The 21182-nt window shown below is 37.6% G+C and carries 23 protein-coding genes and 3 tRNA genes; 6 read left to right on the forward strand and 20 right to left on the reverse strand.

The window, feature by feature from the left end; all coding sequences use genetic code 11:
• Positions 1-129 precede the first annotated feature (129 nt).
• Genes bioD through bioB form a run of 4 tightly spaced genes read right to left on the reverse strand, consistent with a single transcriptional unit; the run spans position 130 to position 3748 of the window.
• Positions 130-816 carry a dethiobiotin synthase gene (gene bioD / locus DK865_RS05010; RefSeq protein WP_023581216.1) on the reverse strand — a complete coding sequence of 229 codons (687 nt, stop codon included), beginning with the start codon at positions 814-816 and terminating at the stop codon, positions 130-132.
• Positions 809-1573 carry a malonyl-ACP O-methyltransferase BioC gene (gene bioC, locus DK865_RS05015; RefSeq protein WP_023581215.1) on the reverse strand — a complete coding sequence of 255 codons (765 nt, stop codon included), beginning with the start codon at positions 1571-1573 and terminating at the stop codon, positions 809-811. Before bioC ends, bioD begins: the two co-directional genes overlap by 8 nt.
• The gene (bioF, locus tag DK865_RS05020) at positions 1548-2711 is read right to left on the reverse strand and encodes an 8-amino-7-oxononanoate synthase (RefSeq protein WP_109391375.1); all 1164 of its coding nucleotides are present in this window, start codon (positions 2709-2711) and stop codon (positions 1548-1550) included. Before bioF ends, bioC begins: the two co-directional genes overlap by 26 nt.
• Positions 2711-3748: a biotin synthase BioB gene (bioB, locus tag DK865_RS05025; protein WP_036912109.1), complete on the reverse strand. Its 1038-nt coding sequence runs from the start codon at positions 3746-3748 to the stop codon at positions 2711-2713. The genes bioF and bioB overlap by 1 nt, the downstream gene beginning before the upstream one ends.
• Positions 3749-3851: 103 nt before the next feature.
• Here bioB and bioA point away from each other — a divergent pair, with 103 nt between their 5' ends.
• Positions 3852-5126, forward strand: a complete 1275-nt coding sequence (gene bioA / locus DK865_RS05030) for an adenosylmethionine--8-amino-7-oxononanoate transaminase (protein WP_109391376.1) — start codon at positions 3852-3854, stop codon at positions 5124-5126.
• Between the two features lie 61 nt (positions 5127-5187).
• Here bioA and pgl read toward each other — a convergent pair whose 3' ends face one another.
• Positions 5188-6177 (reverse strand): 6-phosphogluconolactonase, encoded by a 990-nt coding sequence (pgl, locus tag DK865_RS05035; protein ID WP_109391377.1) that lies wholly within the window; start codon positions 6175-6177, stop codon positions 5188-5190.
• A gap of 149 nt (positions 6178-6326) precedes the next feature.
• On the opposite strand from pgl, the gene DK865_RS05040 reads away from it, so the two are divergent.
• Positions 6327-7148 (forward strand): pyridoxal phosphatase, encoded by an 822-nt coding sequence (locus DK865_RS05040; RefSeq protein WP_109391378.1) that lies wholly within the window; start codon positions 6327-6329, stop codon positions 7146-7148.
• Positions 7149-7225: 77 nt separating this feature from the next.
• Here the strand turns inward: DK865_RS05040 and modC are convergent, their stop codons facing one another.
• From modC to DK865_RS05060, 4 genes are all read right to left on the reverse strand, one after another.
• The gene (gene modC, locus DK865_RS05045; protein ID WP_023581210.1) at positions 7226-8290 is read right to left on the reverse strand and encodes a molybdenum ABC transporter ATP-binding protein ModC; all 1065 of its coding nucleotides are present in this window, start codon (positions 8288-8290) and stop codon (positions 7226-7228) included.
• Positions 8284-8976: a molybdate ABC transporter permease subunit gene (gene modB, locus DK865_RS05050; RefSeq protein ID WP_023581209.1), complete on the reverse strand. Its 693-nt coding sequence runs from the start codon at positions 8974-8976 to the stop codon at positions 8284-8286. The genes modC and modB overlap by 7 nt, the downstream gene beginning before the upstream one ends.
• 17 nt (positions 8977-8993) lie before the next feature.
• Positions 8994-9764: a molybdate ABC transporter substrate-binding protein gene (gene modA / locus DK865_RS05055; protein WP_023581208.1), complete on the reverse strand. Its 771-nt coding sequence runs from the start codon at positions 9762-9764 to the stop codon at positions 8994-8996.
• A 333-nt stretch (positions 9765-10097) separates the two neighbouring features.
• Positions 10098-10241 carry an AcrZ family multidrug efflux pump-associated protein gene (locus DK865_RS05060; protein ID WP_071788544.1) on the reverse strand — a complete coding sequence of 48 codons (144 nt, stop codon included), beginning with the start codon at positions 10239-10241 and terminating at the stop codon, positions 10098-10100.
• A 159-nt stretch (positions 10242-10400) separates the two neighbouring features.
• Here DK865_RS05060 and modE point away from each other — a divergent pair, with 159 nt between their 5' ends.
• Positions 10401-11192, forward strand: coding sequence for a molybdenum-dependent transcriptional regulator (gene modE / locus DK865_RS05065; RefSeq protein WP_109391379.1), 792 nt, complete (start codon positions 10401-10403; stop codon positions 11190-11192).
• 123 nt (positions 11193-11315) lie between these two features.
• On the opposite strand, the gene DK865_RS05070 is transcribed toward modE, so the two are convergent.
• From DK865_RS05070 to DK865_RS05085, 4 genes are all read right to left on the reverse strand, one after another.
• Complete coding sequence (locus DK865_RS05070) at positions 11316-11600, reverse strand: hypothetical protein (RefSeq protein WP_162556609.1); 285 nt, start codon at positions 11598-11600, stop codon at positions 11316-11318.
• Positions 11570-11914: a hypothetical protein gene (locus DK865_RS05075; RefSeq protein WP_109391381.1), complete on the reverse strand. Its 345-nt coding sequence runs from the start codon at positions 11912-11914 to the stop codon at positions 11570-11572. Before DK865_RS05075 ends, DK865_RS05070 begins: the two co-directional genes overlap by 31 nt.
• 11 nt (positions 11915-11925) lie before the next feature.
• The gene (locus DK865_RS05080; RefSeq protein WP_109391382.1) at positions 11926-12258 is read right to left on the reverse strand and encodes a zinc ABC transporter substrate-binding protein; all 333 of its coding nucleotides are present in this window, start codon (positions 12256-12258) and stop codon (positions 11926-11928) included.
• A 212-nt stretch (positions 12259-12470) separates the two neighbouring features.
• Entirely contained in the window at positions 12471-13175 is a 705-nt protein-coding gene (locus DK865_RS05085; RefSeq protein WP_228407728.1) for a POTRA domain-containing protein, read from the reverse strand.
• 244 nt (positions 13176-13419) lie between these two features.
• Here DK865_RS05085 and modF point away from each other — a divergent pair, with 244 nt between their 5' ends.
• Positions 13420-14886 carry a molybdate ABC transporter ATP-binding protein ModF gene (gene modF / locus DK865_RS05090; RefSeq protein WP_109391383.1) on the forward strand — a complete coding sequence of 489 codons (1467 nt, stop codon included), beginning with the start codon at positions 13420-13422 and terminating at the stop codon, positions 14884-14886.
• 389 nt (positions 14887-15275) lie between these two features.
• Complete coding sequence (gene gpmA, locus DK865_RS05095) at positions 15276-16028, forward strand: 2,3-diphosphoglycerate-dependent phosphoglycerate mutase (RefSeq protein WP_023581202.1); 753 nt, start codon at positions 15276-15278, stop codon at positions 16026-16028.
• Between the two features lie 73 nt (positions 16029-16101).
• Here the strand turns inward: gpmA and aroG are convergent, their stop codons facing one another.
• Both aroG and pnuC read right to left on the reverse strand, forming a co-directional pair.
• On the reverse strand, positions 16102-17160 hold the full coding sequence (gene aroG, locus DK865_RS05100; RefSeq protein WP_023581201.1) for a 3-deoxy-7-phosphoheptulonate synthase AroG: 1059 nt from the start codon (positions 17158-17160) through the stop codon (positions 16102-16104).
• 243 nt (positions 17161-17403) lie between these two features.
• Complete coding sequence (gene pnuC / locus DK865_RS05105; protein WP_023581200.1) at positions 17404-18132, reverse strand: nicotinamide riboside transporter PnuC; 729 nt, start codon at positions 18130-18132, stop codon at positions 17404-17406.
• A 253-nt stretch (positions 18133-18385) separates the two neighbouring features.
• Between pnuC and DK865_RS05110 the strand changes: the two genes are divergently transcribed.
• Positions 18386-19291 carry an aminoglycoside 6-adenylyltransferase gene (locus DK865_RS05110; RefSeq protein WP_109391384.1) on the forward strand — a complete coding sequence of 302 codons (906 nt, stop codon included), beginning with the start codon at positions 18386-18388 and terminating at the stop codon, positions 19289-19291.
• 140 nt (positions 19292-19431) lie between these two features.
• Here DK865_RS05110 and DK865_RS05115 read toward each other — a convergent pair.
• From DK865_RS05115 to pal, 5 genes are all read right to left on the reverse strand, one after another.
• A tRNA-Lys gene (locus tag DK865_RS05115) sits at positions 19432-19507 on the reverse strand.
• 31 nt (positions 19508-19538) lie between these two features.
• A tRNA-Lys gene (locus DK865_RS05120) sits at positions 19539-19614 on the reverse strand.
• A 31-nt stretch (positions 19615-19645) separates the two neighbouring features.
• Positions 19646-19721: transfer RNA gene (locus DK865_RS05125), tRNA-Lys, on the reverse strand.
• A 154-nt stretch (positions 19722-19875) separates the two neighbouring features.
• Positions 19876-20643 (reverse strand): cell division protein CpoB, encoded by a 768-nt coding sequence (gene cpoB, locus DK865_RS05130; RefSeq protein WP_109391385.1) that lies wholly within the window; start codon positions 20641-20643, stop codon positions 19876-19878.
• A gap of 9 nt (positions 20644-20652) precedes the next feature.
• On the reverse strand, positions 20653-21147 hold the full coding sequence (pal, locus tag DK865_RS05135; RefSeq protein ID WP_036912100.1) for a peptidoglycan-associated lipoprotein Pal: 495 nt from the start codon (positions 21145-21147) through the stop codon (positions 20653-20655).
• Positions 21148-21182 lie beyond the last annotated feature (35 nt).

The raw sequence follows: 21182 nt of genomic DNA on the forward strand, positions 1-21182 counted from the left end.
AGTTGTTATCTCTCGGTAGGTTACGTCTTTTTTTCCACCTTAAAATATCCCTAAAAATTGGCAAAATTTATTTTTTTTATTTTTTTATTGGTATAAAAAATAGACTTTTATAATTTACTTCATAACGACCTATCGACTTTGTTTTAAACAGGAAAGGTCAAGATAAGGAGTAAAATTATGCTCTTTTACTTCGTTTAAGTAGGGTATTTTGCCTAAGAATGGCGCTTTAATATGCTGTTTTAGTGTTGCCAGATATTCTTTCTGATATCGCCCTGCCGGTTCAACTTCATTTGCAACCCAACCCGCCAATGTTAAACCAGACTGAATAATTGCTTGCTGCGTTAATAACGCATGATTAATGCAACCCAGTTTAACACCCACGGTCAAAATAACAGGTAACTTTTCATTGATAGCCCAATCAGAGAAAAATTGATTTTCTGACAATGGTGTAAACCAACCACCAGCACCTTCAACTAAAACCCAATCAGCTTGCTGCTTTAAGTAAGACAAGCCTTCTGACATTACATTAAAATCAATAGGCTGATTCATTTCTTGGCTGACAATATGTGGCGATGTGGGCGTTTCAAAACAGTAAGGGTTCACGCGATGATAATCTAACTCTACCGTACTGAATTTTTGTAGTGTAAGTGCATCTGAATTACGTAACCCTTCATTTAGCCACTCACTTCCTGATGCTACAGGCTTATAGCCCGCCGTTTGATACCCTTGATGCGCCGCACATTGTAATAGAGCACTACTGACTACGGTTTTACCCACTTCTGTATCTGTACCCGTCAAAAAATATGTTTTAGTCATGTGATACTCTTCCTATAATAATTTGATAAGTAAGTAAATATTTGCCAAACTCTTTTTTCCATACATGGTCTAATGCACGAAATTTCTGTCGTGTCATTAACCCTTTCTGTCGATCCCCTTGTACAAAATTGGCGCCAACGCCCTTCAAAGACGCAAAGAGCGACTGTAATGAATCATATCGTTCGGTGACCGTTTCAAGAGACAATTGGTAATGAAAACCACAACACGCTTTCTCAATCTCGTGAAGTGATAAAAAAGGATTCACATGAGGATGTTGATCAAGAGATTGCCAAGCTTCTCTGACTTCTTGTAATGTCGACGTAGCCAGTGTTGAGAAATAAAGTGCGCCTTTTACATTGACGGTATTCATTAATGTTTTAATCGCGCCAGATAAATCATCACACCACTGCATCGCTAAATTACTAAATACAATGTCCACACTTTGTGGTGCCATCGCGCAATGCTCGATATCACTTTGTAAGTAACCATCAGCCCGCTGTTGCTGTTTTGCTACCTGTAACATGGTGTGTGACAGATCAAGTGCAATCACAAATTTGCCTTGTTGCTTCCATTTTTGACTGAAATATCCTGTCCCACACCCAGCATCTAACACGATATTGCCACTATCATGACGTGCTAAATCCATTAATTTATTACCGCTATAGCGCTGAATATTGGCGTGATTATCGTAATGAACAGCGGCTTTACCAAATGTTTGAGCGATACGTTGTTTATCTGTTTTGACTGAAGAAAGCATGAAGCGTCTCGATTAACAGCTTAATATCTGAAAGATGATGGCGAGTGGTTAACGTTATTCGTAAACGTGCACTTTGAGGAGGTACAGTAGGTGGAAAAATTGCCTTTACCCAAAGTCCTTTAGATTGCAGATAATCTGAAAGTGTTTGGCATAATCGTTCATCACCAATAATTAATGGCTGAATAGCCGTTTCTGAAGGTAACAATTTAACAGGCAGTGACATTACACCTTGGCGAAAAGTATTAATTAATTGTTGAAGATATTCCCGTTCATGATCCGCTTGCTTAATAACATTCAGAGCGGCATTTAAAGTAATCGCTTGTGCTGGTGGCATTGATGTACTGTAAATAAGATGGCGAGCATATTGTTCAAAAAATGCTGCCGTTGTCTTGTTACAAAGTACAGCAGCACCACTGACACCAAAAGCTTTACCAAACGTGACGACCAATATGTCAGGTTTAATACCTACTTCATGACAACTACCTCGACCTTCTTTACCTAAAACACCAATGCCATGCGCATCATCAACCATTAACCATGCATGATGTTTCTGGCTTATTGTTGCTATTTCTCTTAATGGCGCTTTATCCCCATCCATACTAAATACCCCTTCTGTTACTACCAAGGTTTTATTAGCTGACGTTTTATTAAATCGTTGAGATAAAGAGTCAGGAGAGTTGTGTAAAAATCGCCATAATGTGGCGGGTGATAATACTGCGGCTTCCATTAGTGATGCATGACAAAGTTTATCTGCAATAATGGCATCGTCTTTTTCTAGTAATGCCGAAATCACACCTTGGTTAGCACTATAACCGGATGAAAATAACAGCGCATTATCGTAACCTAACCAATCTGCAAGATGCTGTTCTAATTGTGCATGAGCTTGTGTAAATCCGGTGATATGCCCTGATCCACCACTGCCTACACCGTATTCATCAGCACCTTGTTGCCATGCTTTAATGACGTCTGCATGTTGGCTAATACCTAAATAATCATTGCCTGAAAAGTTAAGGTATTTTTCGCCCGACATTGTGATCAAAAAACGTCCATCCACTTGTTTGATCACTTTGCGTTTTCGCCATAATGGCGTATTTCTACGCACATTAAGTTTTTCATCTAAATAGGTTTTCCAGCTCATTACAGTGCCGCGTTATAAAATTGTTCAGTATCTTTATTAGCAACAGCTTGCATCAAAGCTTCTTCTTGCTGATTATCACCCATAGATACTGCTAATCGTTCAGGGTTTAAACCTAACTTACGGAATAACTGGTGATCTTTGTCTTCGGTCGGATTGGTTGTCGTTAATAATTTGCAACCATAGAAAATAGAGTTCGCCCCAGCCATAAAGCAGAATGCTTGTGTTTGTTCACTCATTTGCTCACGCCCAGCAGAAAGACGCACATAAGAGCGTGGCATCATGATACGGGCAACGGCGATAGTACGAATAAAATCAAAAGGATCAACATCCTCATTATCAGCCAATGGTGTACCTTTGATTTTGGCTAACATATTGATGGGCACACTTTCAGGAGGTTGTGGCAAATTCGCTAATTGCACTAGCATTGCCGCGCGATCTTTAACTTCCTCGCCTAACCCTAATATTCCGCCAGAACACACTTTAATACCGGCATTGCGCACTTTATCAAGCGTATCTAAGCGATCTTGATAGGTACGTGTTGTGACGATACTGCCATAGAATTCAGGTGAGGTATCAAGGTTGTGGTTATAAAAATCCAGCCCTGCATCTGCTAATCGGTTAGCTTGTGAGTCATCTAATTTGCCGAGTGTCATGCAGGTTTCCATACCCAGCGCTTTAACTTCTTTTACCATTTGCTCAAGGTAAGGCATATCTCGCTCATGCGGATTTTTCCATGCTGCGCCCATACAAAAACGAGTTGAACCCGCTGCTTTTGCTTTTTTCGCAGATTCAATCACTTGCTGCACTTCCATTAAACGCTCTTTTTCTAACCCTGTTTTATACCGTGCGCTTTGAGCACAATATTTACAATCTTCAGGACAAGCCCCTGTTTTAATAGAAAGCAACGTACTCACTTGGATTTGTGAAGGGTCAAAATGTTGACGATGAACTTGTTGTGCCTGAAAAACCAAATCTAAAAATGGCATATCAAACAATGCTCTAGCTTCTTTTAGTGTCCAACGTTTTAGTGCGCTCACAATACAATCTCCTGTTTAAAAGTGATTGCCAGTTTAAATAATAGGGTTATCATGTCAACTAAAATTGATCACCATTGGTTTACATGATTAAGTGAAAAATATAATGACACCTGAAGATATCGCTTTCGATTTACGCCATATTTGGCACCCTTATACTTCGATGAGTAACCCTTTACCTGCTTACCCTATCGTCAGTGCAAATGGCGTTGAATTAGTCTTGGCTGATGGTAGAAAACTGATTGATGGAATGTCTTCATGGTGGGCTGCAATTCATGGTTATAATCACCCTGAACTCAATAATGCCGTTACAACACAGCTAAGCAATATGTCTCATGTGATGTTTGGTGGTATTACGCATCCACCAGCCGTATCACTTTGTCGAAAATTATTAGCGATAACACCAGACCCTCTTGAATGCATATTTCTCGCAGATTCCGGGTCAGTCGCTGTTGAAGTTGCGCTAAAAATGGCGTTGCAATACTGGCAGGCTAAAGGAGAAAAACGTCAACGTATTGTGGCGTTAAAACAGGGCTATCATGGTGATACATTTGGTGCCATGTCCGTGTGTGATCCGGACAACTCCATGCACAGTCTTTACAAAGGTTATCTGCCTAATCATCTCTTTGTGGATGCGCCTAAAACAGGATTTTATGAACAATGGAACCCTAACGATATCAATTCGCTTCGTTTAACATTAGAACAGCATCATCAAGAAATTGCTGCCGTGATGCTTGAACCCATTGTTCAAGGCGCGGGAGGAATGCGAATTTATCATCCTGAATATTTAAAACAGGCAAGAGCCTTGTGTACTGAATTTGATGTGTTACTCATTGCAGATGAAATAGCGACGGGTTTTGGTCGAACAGGTAAGCTGTTTGCCTGTGAACATGCTGGAATATCGCCAGATATAATGTGTGTTGGTAAAGCATTAACGGGTGGTTATATGACCTTATCAGCAACTTTAACGACGCGTCATATTGCCGAAACCATCAGCCAAGGTGCTGCTGGATGCTTTATGCACGGTCCTACTTATATGGGGAATCCTTTAGCTTGTGCTGTTGCTGATGCCAGTTTATCGCTATTAGCCAAAGGCAATTGGGTAAACCAAGTTGCAAACATTGAAAAACAACTAAAACATGCGCTATTACCGTTAAAACAGGCTAAAAGTGTCAAAGATGTACGGGTTTTAGGTGCGATTGGTGTGGTCGAAATGAACGAGCCCGTCAATATGGCAAAACTGCAAAAAATCTTTGTGGATGAAGGCGTTTGGATCAGACCTTTTGGCAAGCTAATTTATATAATGCCACCCTTTATTATGCCATCAGAAAGCCTGACTAAACTCACTCAATCTATTGAGAAAGTTGTTAATCTCTCATAAACCTTTCATAAAAATAAAACCTCTAGCAAGGTAATCTTTTGCTAGAGGTTTACCGTCATTGTTATTTTGTCACAACAGTAACCCACATAGCGCCTTTACCTACTGGGTAACACGCTAATTCTGTTAAGGCACCCGTCTGTTTATCAATACGAGAAACAGACGCAAAATCTGATTTTTGACCACAAGAAATCAGGTAATTTCCTGTATTATCAAGATTAAAGCCACGAGGCTGTGTTTGTGTTGGATAATAACCCACAGGTTGCAGATAGTCGCCCGCTTCAGAGATTGCCATCGCACAGATAAAGCTTTCAGAGCGTTCGCTTGCATAAAGAAAACGACCATCAGGGGTAATATGAATATCTGACGCCCAACGAGTACTGTTAAAGGTTTCAGGGACAATATCGACTGTTTGCATTAAACGATATAAATCCCCCATACGGCGATATACATTGATTGTTGCATCTAATTCATTAAGGCAATAAAACACATCACCATTAGGATGAAATGCCATATGACGAGGGCCTGCATTTAGTGCTGTTGTCAGTTCCTCAGTAGCTGATTCTGTTAAACGACCGTCTTCTGATAAGTTAAATAAACGAATATGATCTTCACCTAAACAAGGCACTATCAGTTGTTTATTATTCCAATCGATATTAGAGGAATGAGGCTTATTTAAGCCTTCAATAATTTGAATAGGTGATTGAGGTATCCCCTCCACATTAATAGGCAAAACCGCTAGATTGCCTTGGTGGTAAGAAGGTACAAATAAGAAACGCCCTGTTTTATCTAAGCATAAATGAACAGGTGTGCTTGGAATAGAGGTGATAGCCTTTTGTTCTAACTGACCATCAAAAGCTATCGCAAATGTCACCACACTAAAATGGGGACGAATACCCACATAAAGGTATTTTCCATCAGCACTTGCAATCATGGGTTGCACTTGCCCTGCAACCTCAACAACCTGTAATAAATCCATTTCACCTGCGGTGTTTAACGCATAAACATGAATTTGCTGACTCTCTGGACTTGCTACGTAGACTACCTGTTTCATCCCTTCTCCTTAAACCCCATTACCCATTGATTTATAAATAATAATAGAAAAACCAACGTTTAATTGTAACGATTAAGCTAGTTTATCTTTTATTGGTTAACGTGTAACATCAACAACAATGCATATTAATACTATCAAGGGGCTTATTTATGTCTTATCGCGTTATTGCTTTGGATCTTGATGGCACATTGCTTGATGACCAAAAACGTATCCTGCCAGAATCTTTAGAAGCACTCAATCTTGCAAGAAAAGCAGGCGTTAAAGTTTTAATTGTAACAGGTCGTCATCATGTTGCTATTCATCCATTCTATCAAGCGCTCGACCTTGATACCCCTGCAATTTGCTGCAATGGCACTTACCTTTATGATTATATTGGTAAAAAGGTACTAGAATCTGATCCATTGACCACGCAAGAAACCAGAGCTGTATTAGATCTCGTTAAACAAACAGATGTACACCATTTAGTTTATGCTGACGATGCAATGATGTATGACCAACTTACCGCAGCAGTACAACGCACACTGAATTGGGCAGATACTCTTCCCATTACACAACGCCCCAATCTCGTTAAAGTCGATGATTTTTATCAAGCGATGCATGATGTTAATGCGATTTGGAAAATTGCCACTACAACGCCTGATCACGATGAATTACGCACTTTAGTTGAGAAAATTGAACAACAAGTCGGTTTAGAGTGTGAATGGTCTTGGGTTGATCAAGTTGATATTGCGAAAAAAGGCAACAGCAAAGGTCGTCGTTTACAACGTTGGGTTGAAGCGAATGGTATGAAGATGAGTGATGTGATTGCTTTTGGTGATAATTTTAATGATCTGAGCATGTTAGAACATGTGGGCTTAGGTGTTGCAATGGGTAATGCCTCAGATGAAGTGAAAGCCCGCGCTAAGATGGTCACAAAAGTAAATTCACAGCCAGGCATTGCAGAAACTATTCATAAATATATTCTGTCTTAGCCCTATTTTTACATCACACAAAAGACAAAAACCTCATCAAAGATGAGGTTTTTTTATCAACAAAGACAACGAAAAAATCAAAGATGGCGACTTAACGAAATGCTCTTTATTTGCGCATAAAGCCATTGCCCTTCTTGGATATTCAATTCATCTTTTGCCCACGGCGTGATCCTCGCCCATAAATAATTGCCATCATTGACCAGTTTCACATCAACTTGACCATCATTTTTAATGGTTTCAACCACTTTCATATGCAAAATATTACGAATACTACTATTGGATGGACGCGTCGTTGTTAATGACACATCAGAAGCATCAATACGGACACGCACATCACGACCAATTTTAGCCTCAATTTGAGGCAACCACAGCACTTGATTACCAAATGCCGTTGCTGTCATATCGTAATGGCTATGGTGTTCTACTACCATCACATTGGCGATACTGCTTAATGTCTCTTTTTGTAACCAAGGACGTAATGCGCTACTTGCCCATACATCTTCAAGTTTACCTGTCGCCTTAATTTTTCCTGCATCCATCACAATGACGTTATCTGCAAGTCGAATAATTTCATCAAGGCTATGGCTCACATACAAAATAGGAATTTGTACATCTTGTGAGAGCTTTTCTAAATACGGCAGTAACTCGCGTTTACGCGGTAAATCAAGCGAGGCTAAAGGCTCATCCATAAGCATAATATCAGGTGCGGTTAACAAGGCTCGCCCTATTGCCACGCGCTGTTTTTCACCACCTGATAGTGTTATCGGAAAACGTGAGAGTAAATGTTCGATACCTAACAAATGAATAATGCGATCAAACTGCACTTTCATTGTCGGTGACATACCGTAAAGCAGATTTCCTCTTACCGTGTAATGAGGAAACAGTCGGGCATCTTGGAATACATAGCCCACTTTACGTTTTTCAGGTGGCAGATAAATTTTCTTTTCAGTATCAACCAGTGTGTGATTATTTAATACAATTCGCCCTGAATCCGGTTTGGTTAAACCACCAATCACATTAATCAGTGAAGTTTTACCCGCCCCAGATAAACCAAAGACGGCAGTAATACTTTCTGTTGGCAGTTCAGTATTAATTTCCAGACGCAGTGATCCTAGCATCTGTTTAAAATTCATCTCTAGCATACGCCCCCCAATCTTTTACGACCCCAACGAGTTAGCCACTCTGAAGCCATTAAAGAGACGAGCGCCAAAATAATTGCAATCACACATAAACGGGCAGCATCCATTTCCGCGCCCGGTGTTTCAATCAAGGTATACATTGCCAGAGGAATGGTTCTTGTTTCCCCCGGAATATTGGAGACGAAAGTGATTGTTGCGCCGAATTCTCCCAGTGAGCGCGCAAATGCCAACACAATTCCTGCGATGATCCCTGGCATAGACAAAGGTAACGTTATGGTAAAAAAGACTCGCAACGGTGAAGCTCCTAAGGTTCTCGCCGCTTGTTCCATACGTTGATCGACAGCTTCTAATGCTAATCTGATAGCCCTTACCATCAGTGGAAATGCAACCACCGCAGATGCAAGTGCTGCACCACGCCAACTAAAGGTAAAGCTAAAACCAAACCAATCATACAGCCATTCACCAATAAATCCCCGTCTCCCCATACTGATCAGTAAAAGATAACCAACCACTACTGGAGGCAGAACTAAAGGTAAATGAATAATGCTATCAAGCAATGATTTACCGGGAAAACGTACCCTAACTAAAAGCCAAGCCATAAAAATGCCAAAAGGTAGACTGATAATAACGGCAATAGTCGATACCTTAAGGCTTAATATTATGGCTTGCCATTCGTATTCACTTAACATCTCCAAAAGTATAATTCCTACAGTGGGCTAAAGCCGTATTTCTTAAAGATTTCTGCGGCTTGAGGTGTTTTCAGATAGTCATAAAAATCACGAACAGCTTTATTGTCCTGACCTTTTACAACTGCCATTGGATACTCAACAGGTTTGTGGCTATCAGCTGGGAATACGCCAACCACTTTCACTTTATCACTCGCAACCGCATCAGAACCGTATACAATACCTAATGGTGCTTCATCACGTTCAACCAACGCCATACCACTACGTACGTTATTAGTTCGAGCCATTTCTGGACTTACTGTATCCCATGCTCCTAAATATTCTAATGATTCTTTTGCATAGATACCAACAGGCACATGGTCCGGATCACCAACAGCAAGTTTTCCGCCATTCAGTAAGGATTTCCATTTGGTTTCCTTATTAATAACAACGTCATTTAATTTGCTATCTTTAGGGGCGATGAGTACTAAATCATTACCTAATAGTGTATGACGTGAATCTGCAACCATTAAATTTTTATCGATTACGTAATCCATCCACTGCTGATCTGCTGAAATAAACAGATTTGCAGGTGCACCTTGCTCAATTTGACGAGCCAATGTTGAAGAAGATGCATAAGATGCAACCACTTCAGTTTTCTTTTCTTGCTTATATTGTGCCGAAATTTCATTAAGAGCATTGGTAAGAGAAGCGGCAGCAAATACCGTTACTTTTTCCGATGCAAAACTTTGACTCACTAAAGCAAAAGAGATAACTGCACCAGCAAGTAACTTACCTGATAATTTTTTCATGTTCTAATTCCACTTAAATTAAAGAATAACCACGCTGTATATATCAAGATACAACGTAAAATGAAAGGATTAGATGTGAGAAACTGGTTATATATCAATAAATATAACCATAAAAATAAGGATAAAAAAACAAATAGAGAAAAGGTTATATACTCTAAATAATTCAAGGTGTAGCTAGGCGACAAGTGAAAGAGTCGCTAGGAGCATACATAAGTATGTGACTAGTGCGAATGAACGCCGTCAACAACGCTACGGCTTGAAGTATGACGAGTATAGCGAATAAAAAAATAGCCCTCTAAAATAAAGGGCTATTCTAAATCAGGGAGGGAGATTCTATGATTTTTTGTCTGCTTTTGGCTGACTTGGTGAAATCAGGTTAAACACTTCACCTAAACCATAAATGATGCCCATAATGAGTACCATTACAACAGGTACCATCAAGAGAGCGAACCCTAAACTTTTCAATAATTCAAGCATGATAACCTCTTTATCATGGTATATTCGGAAAGCCAGAGTTGGCATTTCTTCACGAATGACGAATAATAACGCTATAGTTGTATATATTCTAGAGAATTATCGCTTTGTGTCGGCACAAAAAATGCGATAAACACACAAAAAAAGAAGAAGCCTATCATTATGCAAGCAGAAATATTATTAACTCTTAAACTTCAAGATAAGCTCTTTGCCGATCCTCGTCGTGTTGCATTATTAAAACAGATCAAAGCGACAGGTTCTATTAGCCAAGGGGCAAAAATGGCAGGCATTAGTTATAAAAGTGCTTGGGATGCCATTAATGAAATGAATCAACTCGCAGACGAACTTCTTGTTGATAGAGCAACAGGAGGTAAAGGTGGCGGTGGTGCAACCCTTACTCATTACTGTGAGCGCTTACTTCAACTTTACGATCTGCTAGGTCAAATTCAGCAAAAAGCCTTTGATGTATTAAAAGACGATTCACTCCCTCTTGATAGCCTATTAGCGGCGATTTCTCGCTTTTCATTACAAACGAGTGCCAGAAACCAGTTTTTCGGTACCATTATTGAGCGTGATAATCTGCAAGTTCAACAGCATGTTAATGTGCAACTTGCTGATAAAAAAACGACTATTCGCGCTGCTTTAACAGAAAAAAGTGCAGATCGCTTAGGTCTGAAAAAAGGCAAAGAAGTACTGATCTTAATTAAAGCCCCATGGGTTAATATTGAAAAAGGGACTTCTTTAGCCCAACAATATGACAATGCCCTTTTAGGCACGTTAACTCAAATTGAAACGGGCAGTGAAAACAGCGAATTAGTGGTGACATTAGAAGGTGGACAAGAAGTGTGTGCCACCTGTTCTAATCAGCATGTTAAAGAGCAAAAATTGCATATTAATGACAATGTAACGGCTTTATTTAATGCCGATCAGGTGATTGTCGCCACGCTGTGTTAATTATTAGCATGGTTGCTTTTTATTAAACAATAAAACCATCACTTAGTATTTTAGAAATAATATTAAGTGATGGTTTTTAGTTTAGAAGAATATTTTTATTAAAGAATAAACAATTAAATTTATTTATTCTGAATACATACGAGTAAAATAATCGCTAATTTTATTGTTATCAAGCAATCTATCTTTGGTAAAATCAAGACTATCAGAGACTACAATATATTTTCTTAATTCTTCTGGAATATCTTTTATCGTTGCATAAATAGTAGGAACAATAAAGCGAAAATAGTCACCCGTTTTTGTTTCACCTTCATAGCCTACTGGGTAATCTTCATATAATTCATTAAGAGCTTCAAAAAGAAACATCCCCATTTTAGCCCCTATTCCCGCATCAGAATGATTCCATCCCATTTTTTCAATTCAAAATCAAATTCTTTTATTATTTTTGGTTTATCATATTTTCTATAAGTATAACTTGAATATAAATCAACAATATAGTTAGCATTCTTATTTATTTTATTGTTGTATTTTTCTGATTCACCATCAATATATTCAGATAAGTCATCCAAATATAATTTAATATCAGGTATCGATAATAGTACTTTAGGTAACCATCCACTATTGTTATTATACATTTTTGCTAGATACCCTTGATTATCCATGGCAACCCACGCATATGTATAAGATGAACCTGATATCCATTCTGAATTTAGAGGTAAAACCATACATCCTCATTTTAATTGATAGGTCCATCCCATCGCAATTGATGACGTAATTCATTAGGGACCAAATTAAATAACATTTTTATATACTTTATATTGCCATCATATAATATACTTATTTTTGAACTGCATTTTTCAGTATATGTTTTAGCTTGAAAGTTTAAAAATGAAATATCACTTTCATCAAAATTTTGATTAAGTATTTTTTTTGGTAAATTATGAATTAACTGTAATTCATAATAACAAGATTTATCTTTTGCTTTTGCTATCATTCCTCTGGACTGAATATTTCTTAATTGAGGTAAAATCCAATACATCATATCTATGTATATTTCATTTTTAGTCATATATTCTCACTTTATTTTTCTTACAGGTAATGGTTTTGAATCAACTATAGGATTGTCTATTCTAGTCCAGCTTCCATTATCTAACAATTGATTAATATATTTTATTTCTCCTATTTCATTATATATTTCCACTGCAGCAACCATCCTATGGTTACCTTCCGTTACATAATAAACACCCTTTTCTGTTTTTATTGTGGCTGATTGATTTTCAATTAAACTACTAGGATCACCCTGCGCATTTTTTTGTACCCATAAGGAATATTTACACTTACAGAATAAGAACGAGAATAGTGCGAACGAGATAAATCTGTATTTGAACTTAGTGAAAACCCCCATTGTTCGCCTAATCCAAATAATGAATCTATGGTTGTAGTATTAGCTAATAGAATTTTACCTGTTGTTTTGGTACCTGAGTTATCAACGGTTAATTGATTTTTAAATGGCGATCTTTTATTGTTTTGAACAATAAAAATAGAAGAATACCCCACACTATTGCTTGGTTTTATATCTAATGTATATTGTGATGTTGTTAATCGATTAAGTTGTTCAAGCCCATGCTCTAAATCACGTAAATTAAGTGTTTTTTCTTTATACGATGGAAAGATAATATTGACTAATCGAGAAGATATATTATTAATAAAAATATCTTTTATTTTTCCTTCTATGACTTTAATTGTAAGTTTATTATTAGAGCGATTTTGATGAGAAATAATCGCCCGTGAAGTGATATAACCATTTTTAATATATTCATTTGTTATAGTGTTAACGATACTCTGTATATCATTTACTGCTAAACATTGATGTAAATATTTTGATGTTAATTGATTTTGTTTTTTACTACTTAATAGACTAGCGTCTTCTATTTTTATTTTATTAATTACAAAGCAATTATTTTTATTAACATCAGAAAAACTCATTTTATTTACTGATATTAATAAAAAAATAATAACCAGTTAATCATTTTATTTTTAAATTTAGGCATATAAAAATCATCCTTGAATTATTTTGTATATCATTACATAAGCTATCTAACTTAATGGTTATCATTTTTTAATAGACGCTTATTTTTAATTAAGAATAATTCAACAGATATTGACAATGTTTAATTAACCCGATATTGGTAAGTACTCTATTTGCTCGAAAAAGCGACGGATAATAATAATGAAATACTTGCAACTCAAAAAAACACAATTTCGATTAAGCGATACACTCTGTTTGCAAATTAATGACTTAACGATTAATGAAGGTGACAGTTGGGCATTTGTGGGCAGTAATGGCAGTGGCAAAACGGCATTAGCAAATGCACTATGCCAAGAAGGTCTTTTGCTCTCTGGTGAGTTTATCAATACATTTTCTCATCCAATTAGTCTCTCTTTTGAAAAATTACAAAAAATGATTGAAGAAGAGTGGCGTCGTAATAACACCGATTTACTCAGTGAAGGTGAAGAAGACACAGGTTTAACCGTAGCTCAAGTTATTCAAATACAGGTAAAAGATGATGACCGATGTTTTTTATTAGCCAAACAATTTGGTGTTGAATATTTGCTATCAAGACGGTTTAAATATCTATCCACAGGTGAATCTCGCAAAATACTGCTTATTCAGCTTTTAATGAATAAACCTGATCTATTAATCTTAGATGAGCCTTTTGATGGTCTAGATATTGATTCTCGTCGCGCACTAAATGAACTACTCACATTATTACATCAACAAAATCTGACTATCATCCTGATTTTAAATCGTTTTAATGATATTCCTGATTTTATTCAGTATGCAGGTCTACTGATTAATTGCGAATTAGTCGCCAACGGTAAAAAAGAACAGATTTTATCTGATTCGATAATAGGGCAGTTATCTCACAGTGAAACCCTTGAAAATCTCACACTGCCTGAACAAGATCCATCTAATGCCATTCCTCAATTACCACTAACGCTTTCCCCTATCGTACTAAAAGAGGGTGTCGTGAGTTATAACGATAAACCTGTGCTTCATCATTTAACTTGGGAAGTCAAACCCCAACAACATTGGCAAATTTTAGGGCCTAATGGAGCAGGAAAATCAACATTATTGAGCTTAATTACTGGCGATCATCCTCAAGGTTATAGCAATGACTTAACACTATTTGGTCGCAAAAGAGGGAGTGGTGAAACAATATGGGAAATTAAACGCCATATTGGTTATGTCAGTAATGCCTTACATCAAAGTTACCGTGTTTCTTCAACAGTAAAGAATGTGATTATTTCAGGCTTTCATGACTCAATTGGTATTTATCAGGCTATGACAGATAAACAGCTTAAACTCGCTGATGAATGGTTAGCATTGATTGGTTTAACAAGCCATGCCAATAGTCCATTTCACGCTTTATCATGGGGACAACAACGCTTAGTGTTAATTGTTAGAGCGTTGGTTAAGCACCCTACTTTGCTTATTCTAGATGAACCATTGCAAGGATTAGACACAACAAATCGACTCTTAGTGCAGCGTTTTATTGACATTATGATAAGCCATAGTAATACACAGCTTTTATTTGTGAGTCACCATCAAGAAGACGCGCCATTATGTATTACTCATCGATTGACTTTTATTAAAGACGGCGAAATTTATCGCTATCAGCAAGAAATTTGTTAAATAGGAATTTTTACTGTCATAATCAGGGCAATGATTTTAGAAATTAACGCTAAACTTAGCGTTTGAATTTTTATTTAAATCGACATTTTTTGCTTATTATTTAAACAATGATAAATAAAGAATGTGTCGTTTTTACGGGCGTTATTTTCGTCTATTTTTTATACAAAACGGATATTTTGTTTTTTTACGCCGATCCCGCTAGATTAATAGCTTGAACGATTAAGCAAAAGGTGTGACAACTGTGCAATAATTCATCGAACAAACGACATTTTTGACTTAATCCCCCTTGTTTTGTCACTTATGTTTGGCGTTCTTGTCGATGATCCATATAATGATTGAAGTGCTAATTTTAAACTTATATTAAGAAAGTAATTATAGGAGTCTAAACTATGGCAGTAACTAAGCTTGTGCTAGTTCGACACGGTGAAAGTGTATGGAACAAAGAAAACCGTTTTACAGGCTGGACTGACGTTGAGTTGTCCGAAAAAGGCCGTAATGAAGCGCAAGAAGCAGGTAAACTGCTGAAAGCTGAAGGTTTTGTTTTTGACTATGCATATACTTCTGTTCTGAAACGCGCAATTCACACCCTGTGGAACATTCTTGATCAAGTTGATCAACAATGGCTGCCAGTTGAAAAATGCTGGAAATTAAACGAACGTCATTACGGCGCACTGCAAGGCTTAAACAAAGCTGAAACGGCTGAAAAATACGGTGACGAGCAAGTTAAACAATGGCGTCGTGGTTTTGCTATCACTCCACCAGAATTAACTAAAGACGATGAACGTTTCCCAGGTAAAGATCCTCGTTATGCATCTTTAACTGAGGCAGAATTGCCATTAACTGAAAGCCTAGCACTGACTATCGATCGTGTAACCCCATACTGGGAAGAAGTGATCAAACCACGTGTTGCTTCTGGCGAGAAAGTAATTATTGCCGCTCACGGCAACTCACTACGTGCTCTGGTTAAATACCTAGACAACATGAGCGAAGATGAAATTCTTGAGCTGAATATCCCAACAGCTGTACCTTTAGTTTACGAATTTGATGAAAACATGAAACCTATCAAACGTTACTACTTAGGTAATGCTGACGAAATCGCAGCAAAAGCAGCCGCGGTTGCTAACCAAGGTAAAGCAAAATAATTTTACCTTTATCTTGAGTTACATAAAAAAATGCCACTTTAAAGTGGCATTTTTTATACTCTAAATTTAACTATTACGCTTTACTACGACGAGCCACAACCGCGTCTGCTAATTGGCGTAACAGCGTTTCGGTATCATCCCAACCAATACAAGCATCCGTGATACTTTTACCGTAAACCAATGGTTCACCGCTTTCTAATGATTGACTACCTTCCACTAAATGGCTTTCAACCATAACCCCAATTAATGCTTTTTCACCTGCGCTAATTTGTTGGCAAATATCAGCACCAACTTCCATTTGTTTCTCAAATTTCTTGCAACTATTGGCATGACTGAAATCAACCATCACATTCTGTGGTAAACCCGCTTTTTTTAGCCCTTCTTTTACCTTGGCAACATGTTCAGCACTGTAATTTGGCTCTTTACCACCACGTAAAATAATATGGCAATCACCATTACCTGCTGTACGCACAATAGCAGAATGACCCCATTTAGTGACAGAAAGAAAACAGTGTGGCGATCCCGCTGCATTAATGGCATCAATTGCCACTTTAATAGTGCCATCTGTACCATTTTTAAAACCAACAGGACAAGATAGACCAGATGAAAGCTCACGGTGAACTTGTGACTCTGTAGTTCGAGCGCCAATTGCACCCCAACTCATTAAATCAGCAACGTATTGTGGCGTTATCATATCTAAGAATTCGCCAGCCGTTGGCAAGCCACTGTCATTAATCGTTAATAAAAGATTACGAGCAATACGTAAACCTTCATTAATATCAAAAGTATGATCCATATGAGGATCGTTAATTAAGCCTTTCCAACCTACAGTAGTGCGCGGTTTTTCAAAATAAACACGCATGACAATTTCAAGTTGGTCTTTCAGCTCTTCTCTAATAAGACTTAAACGTTGTGCATACTCCAGTGCAGCTTTCGGATCATGAATAGAACAAGGTCCAATTACCACCAATAGACGATCATCTTTTCCAGCGAGGATTTGATGAATAGCTTCACGGGCATGACGAACTGTAAAAGCCGCATTATCAGTCGCAGGAAACTTTTCCAATAAAGCCACTGGCGGTAAGAGTTCATTAATTTGTGTTATTTTAAGGTCATCATTTTGATAATTCATTCCCGTGTATCCACTCTATGTTATCTAGTCAATGTTATTATTGCTTTTCCAATCTAACCATTCGTTTTCTATCTGTAAACACCCTTTCAACCTAAAGCACCTCTAGCCACCTTTCTAAAAATTTCAACATAAAGGGAAATAGCGCATTTAAGCAAAATAATGATTCAAAATTGCGTTAATAATAAGAATAAAAACAATGAATATTAAGGCTGGAGAGAAAGATAACTCTACCAGCCTTTTTTATTAGGAGAGATAATTATTTTTGCTAGAGCGTTTTGCGGTTTTGATCCACAAACGAGAACCATTAATCGCGATAGCCAGTAAGATGATATATTCAACAGACATGGCATAAACACCTTGTTTGTAGAATATAACAATACTAATCACGTTAATAACAGACCAAACTAGCCAATTTTCGACTAATTTACGTGTCATTAAGATCATCGCGACAATAGAGAGAACCGTCATTGTAGAATCCCAGAATGGGTAAGCATCAGGTTCAAGAACAGGTGTAGCTAAATTTGCACCAAAGACATTTAATATATCAACAGCAACAACAGCTAAATAGCCAAATACCGTATCAATATTGAAAGTAAGCGCAGCAATAGCCGCTATCGAAACAACAATTAAAAAGAGACGATGGCTTGATTTTAACCAACGTATTTTCAATTCAGCCTGCTCAAAATCATTCACTCTGCTCCATGCATACCATCCATAAATATTGGCGGCAAAGAAGAAAATTTGAAGTAGTAAGCTTGCATACAGCTGAATTTGAAAAAATATAATGGCAAATAAAGTGACATTAATCAGTCCAAATAAATAGTTAATAATTTTTTCCTGACTGGCAAGCCAAATACACAATAGTCCTGCGATGGTGCCAACGGCTTCAATCCATGAAAGCGGGTATCCCCCCTCTCCTAATGGAATATTGACTAAAATATTATTGATACTAAACCAACTCATGACATCCATTTTACAACCCCGACTTAATCATAGAAAAAAACAAAGAAAATATGGGTTATTGCGACATCTTTGCAAAGTAGTAAAGATATATTATAAATTCATATTTATAATGATACTTAGTTTTTAATATTAAACATTATGTTTCCGTTTTATAAAAATAACAAACAAATGTTTTATATACTAAACAAATTATTCTGATTTTACTTTTTAAACAATAAAAACGACAAATAGCTTTATTACATTTTACTTATTAGAGAGAAATATGGAGCCAACAACACGTTTAATCGATCGCATGCTATCTTTTGCCCTTCTTGATCCTAGAATTGAAGCTGTAGTGCTAACGGGATCATTAGGACGTAATAAAAAGATAGACAGTTATTCTGACATTGATATAGAGCTTATCGGTTATGGTGCGACTGAACTCGCAAAAAACCAACATTGGTTATCACAATTTGGTGATAGCCTTGTTAACTTACCATTAGAGTGTGAAGATCCTAAAAGTAAACTTTGGCCTATTTATTTACATGTTTTAGCTCAAGGTCGCAAAATGGATATTATGATGGCAGAGCCTGAGCGTATTTTTAACATGAAAAGTGAAGGGCTTAGTCCAGTTTACCAGCGTGGATATCAAATCTTACTTGATAAAACAGGTTTATGTGACGGGCTTCCTGAAATTAGCGTTATAACGCCTCCTGTGCTTTCAAAAGAGCAGGCATGTAATAATGCTCAAGAATTCTGGTTTGAAGCGACACAAGTCGCTGTAGCTATTCTACGCCATGAATTTTGGTTTGCTAATTATCGCATGAATGATATGCGTGAATGGTTGATAGCGTTACTTGAACAAGTTGCATTACACAATGCGCCAACACAAGATGTGTGGTATCAAGGAAAAAATCTGAAAGAATGGCTACCTAAGTTTTATTCATTGCACTCATTGGAAAGCACTCTTGCAATGAGTACACCTTATGAAGCCGCTGCTGCCCTTTCTGTGATGATGGCATTTTTTCTTGATGCTTCAAAACAGCTAAATCATCCAATTGATACCGCGATAAAAACACAAGAACTTGTTAGTAATTGGCTGATCGACAATGAATTTTTGACTGAAAATGAATACGCCCAGATTACGTCATCGATTGTTTGTCATTACTCATTTCAATGTGATTATTAATTAAAGCGAGGTAGTTTTTTCAATTTTGAGAAAACTATCTTTATTGTTTAATGAAACAATGAATTACAGTATCAAAAAATAGCTAAGAGTTTATTTTCTGTCTGTTTAGGTAATGATAGATATATAGGAAGGGATTGAAATGGTGGGTCGTGGGCGATTCGAACGCCCGACCAATTGATTAAAAGTCAACTGCTCTACCGACTGAGCTAACGACCCATTTCAATAAAAACGGATTGGTGTTCGAAAATGGTGGGTCGTGGGCGATTCGAACGCCCGACCAATTGATTAAAAGTCAACTGCTCTACCGACTGAGCTAACGACCCATTTCAATAAAAACGGATTGGTGTTCGAAAATGGTGGGTCGTGGGCGATTCGAACGCCCGACCAATTGATTAAAAGTCAACTGCTCTACCGACTGAGCTAACGACCCTTTTTCGAACTCACCACATTCTCTGTGGCAACGGCGGGTAATAATACTGATTTAATGTTTTTGTGCAACGTTTTTTTTCAAAAAAAAACTCAACCGTTGAAAAAACAATCATTTAACCCCGAAAATGCAACATTTTACATTACGGGGTCAATAATTAGAGTGTTCCTAGCTGCTTTTGCGCTAATTTAGCGCCAGCGCTATTTGGATATTGCTTAATCACTTGTTGGTAAACAGCTTTCGCATTATCCTTTTGCCCTTTCTCTTGCATGATCAAACCAATTTTATAAAAGGCTTCACTTGCTTTTTGAGATTTCGGATAGTTTTTAACAACAATAGCAAATGTGCTTGCCGCCTGATCCTTATTACCTTTTAAGTAATACATCTGACCCAACCAAAATTGTGCATTTGATTGATAGCTAGACTTCGGATAGTTATTGATAAAGTTGTTTAATTCAACAATTGCCTTATCGTAATCTTTAGAATTCAATACGATATCAATTGCTGCATTGTAATCGGCCTTCTCATCACCTTGCCCTGCGTTAGTTGCAGCAGGAGATGTTGAAGAAGCAGTATTATCAGGTTGAGTGGCTTCTGTTGATGTTGAAGCTCCACCACCAAGGCTATCTAATTGTTGATAGATGTTGCGTTGGCGTTCAACAACTTGATTTAACTGGTATTGATTTTCCTGAATTTGACCACGTAACATATCAATATCACGCTGAGAATCAGCGAGTTGTTGCTGTAATTGGGTCAAAAGCTGGCTGTGAGCATTTGAAAAACGCTCAAGTTGGGCGAGTCGTTCATCGGTCGAACCTGAACCGATATTACTGATTGGCGCTTGGGCAATAGCGGCTACTGGAGCCGCTACGCCAACCAGTAACAACAGACTCATCAAGAAAGGTCTGAAGTTACTGTTGTTCATGCCGTTCTCTTAGTAATCCAGTACTGCACGACGGTTTTTCGCGTAAGCGGCTTCGTCATGACCCAGTACAGCTGGTTTTTCTTTACCGTAAGAAACGATTGACAGTTGATCAGCTGATACGCCTTTACCTTGTAGGTACATTTTTACAGCGTTAGCACGACGTTCGCCCAGAGCGATGTTGTATTCTGGAGTACCGCGTTCGTCAGCATGACCTTCTACAGTGATACGTACTGATGGATTTGCACGCAGGAATGCAGCGTGTGCATCTAACAGGTTAGCGTAATCTGAGCTAATGTCATATTTGTCAAAACCGAAGTAAACGATGTTTTGTTGTTTCAGTTGTTCTAATTGCTGACGTGCTAATTCTTCAGCAGTAGGACCTTGTTCAACAACTGGTACATTGTTTGTATCAGTTTGATCGTCGTTTTTGTTTGAGCTACATGCTGCAACAGCAACGAGTGGTAATGCTAACATCAACCCTTTAAACACTTTGTTTAATTGCATCTCTATTTGTTCCTTTATTTGTTTGCCATACATAA

Origin of the sequence: Proteus cibi (assembly GCF_003144405.1) — a bacterium.
Taxonomy (GTDB): domain Bacteria; phylum Pseudomonadota; class Gammaproteobacteria; order Enterobacterales; family Enterobacteriaceae; genus Proteus; species Proteus cibi.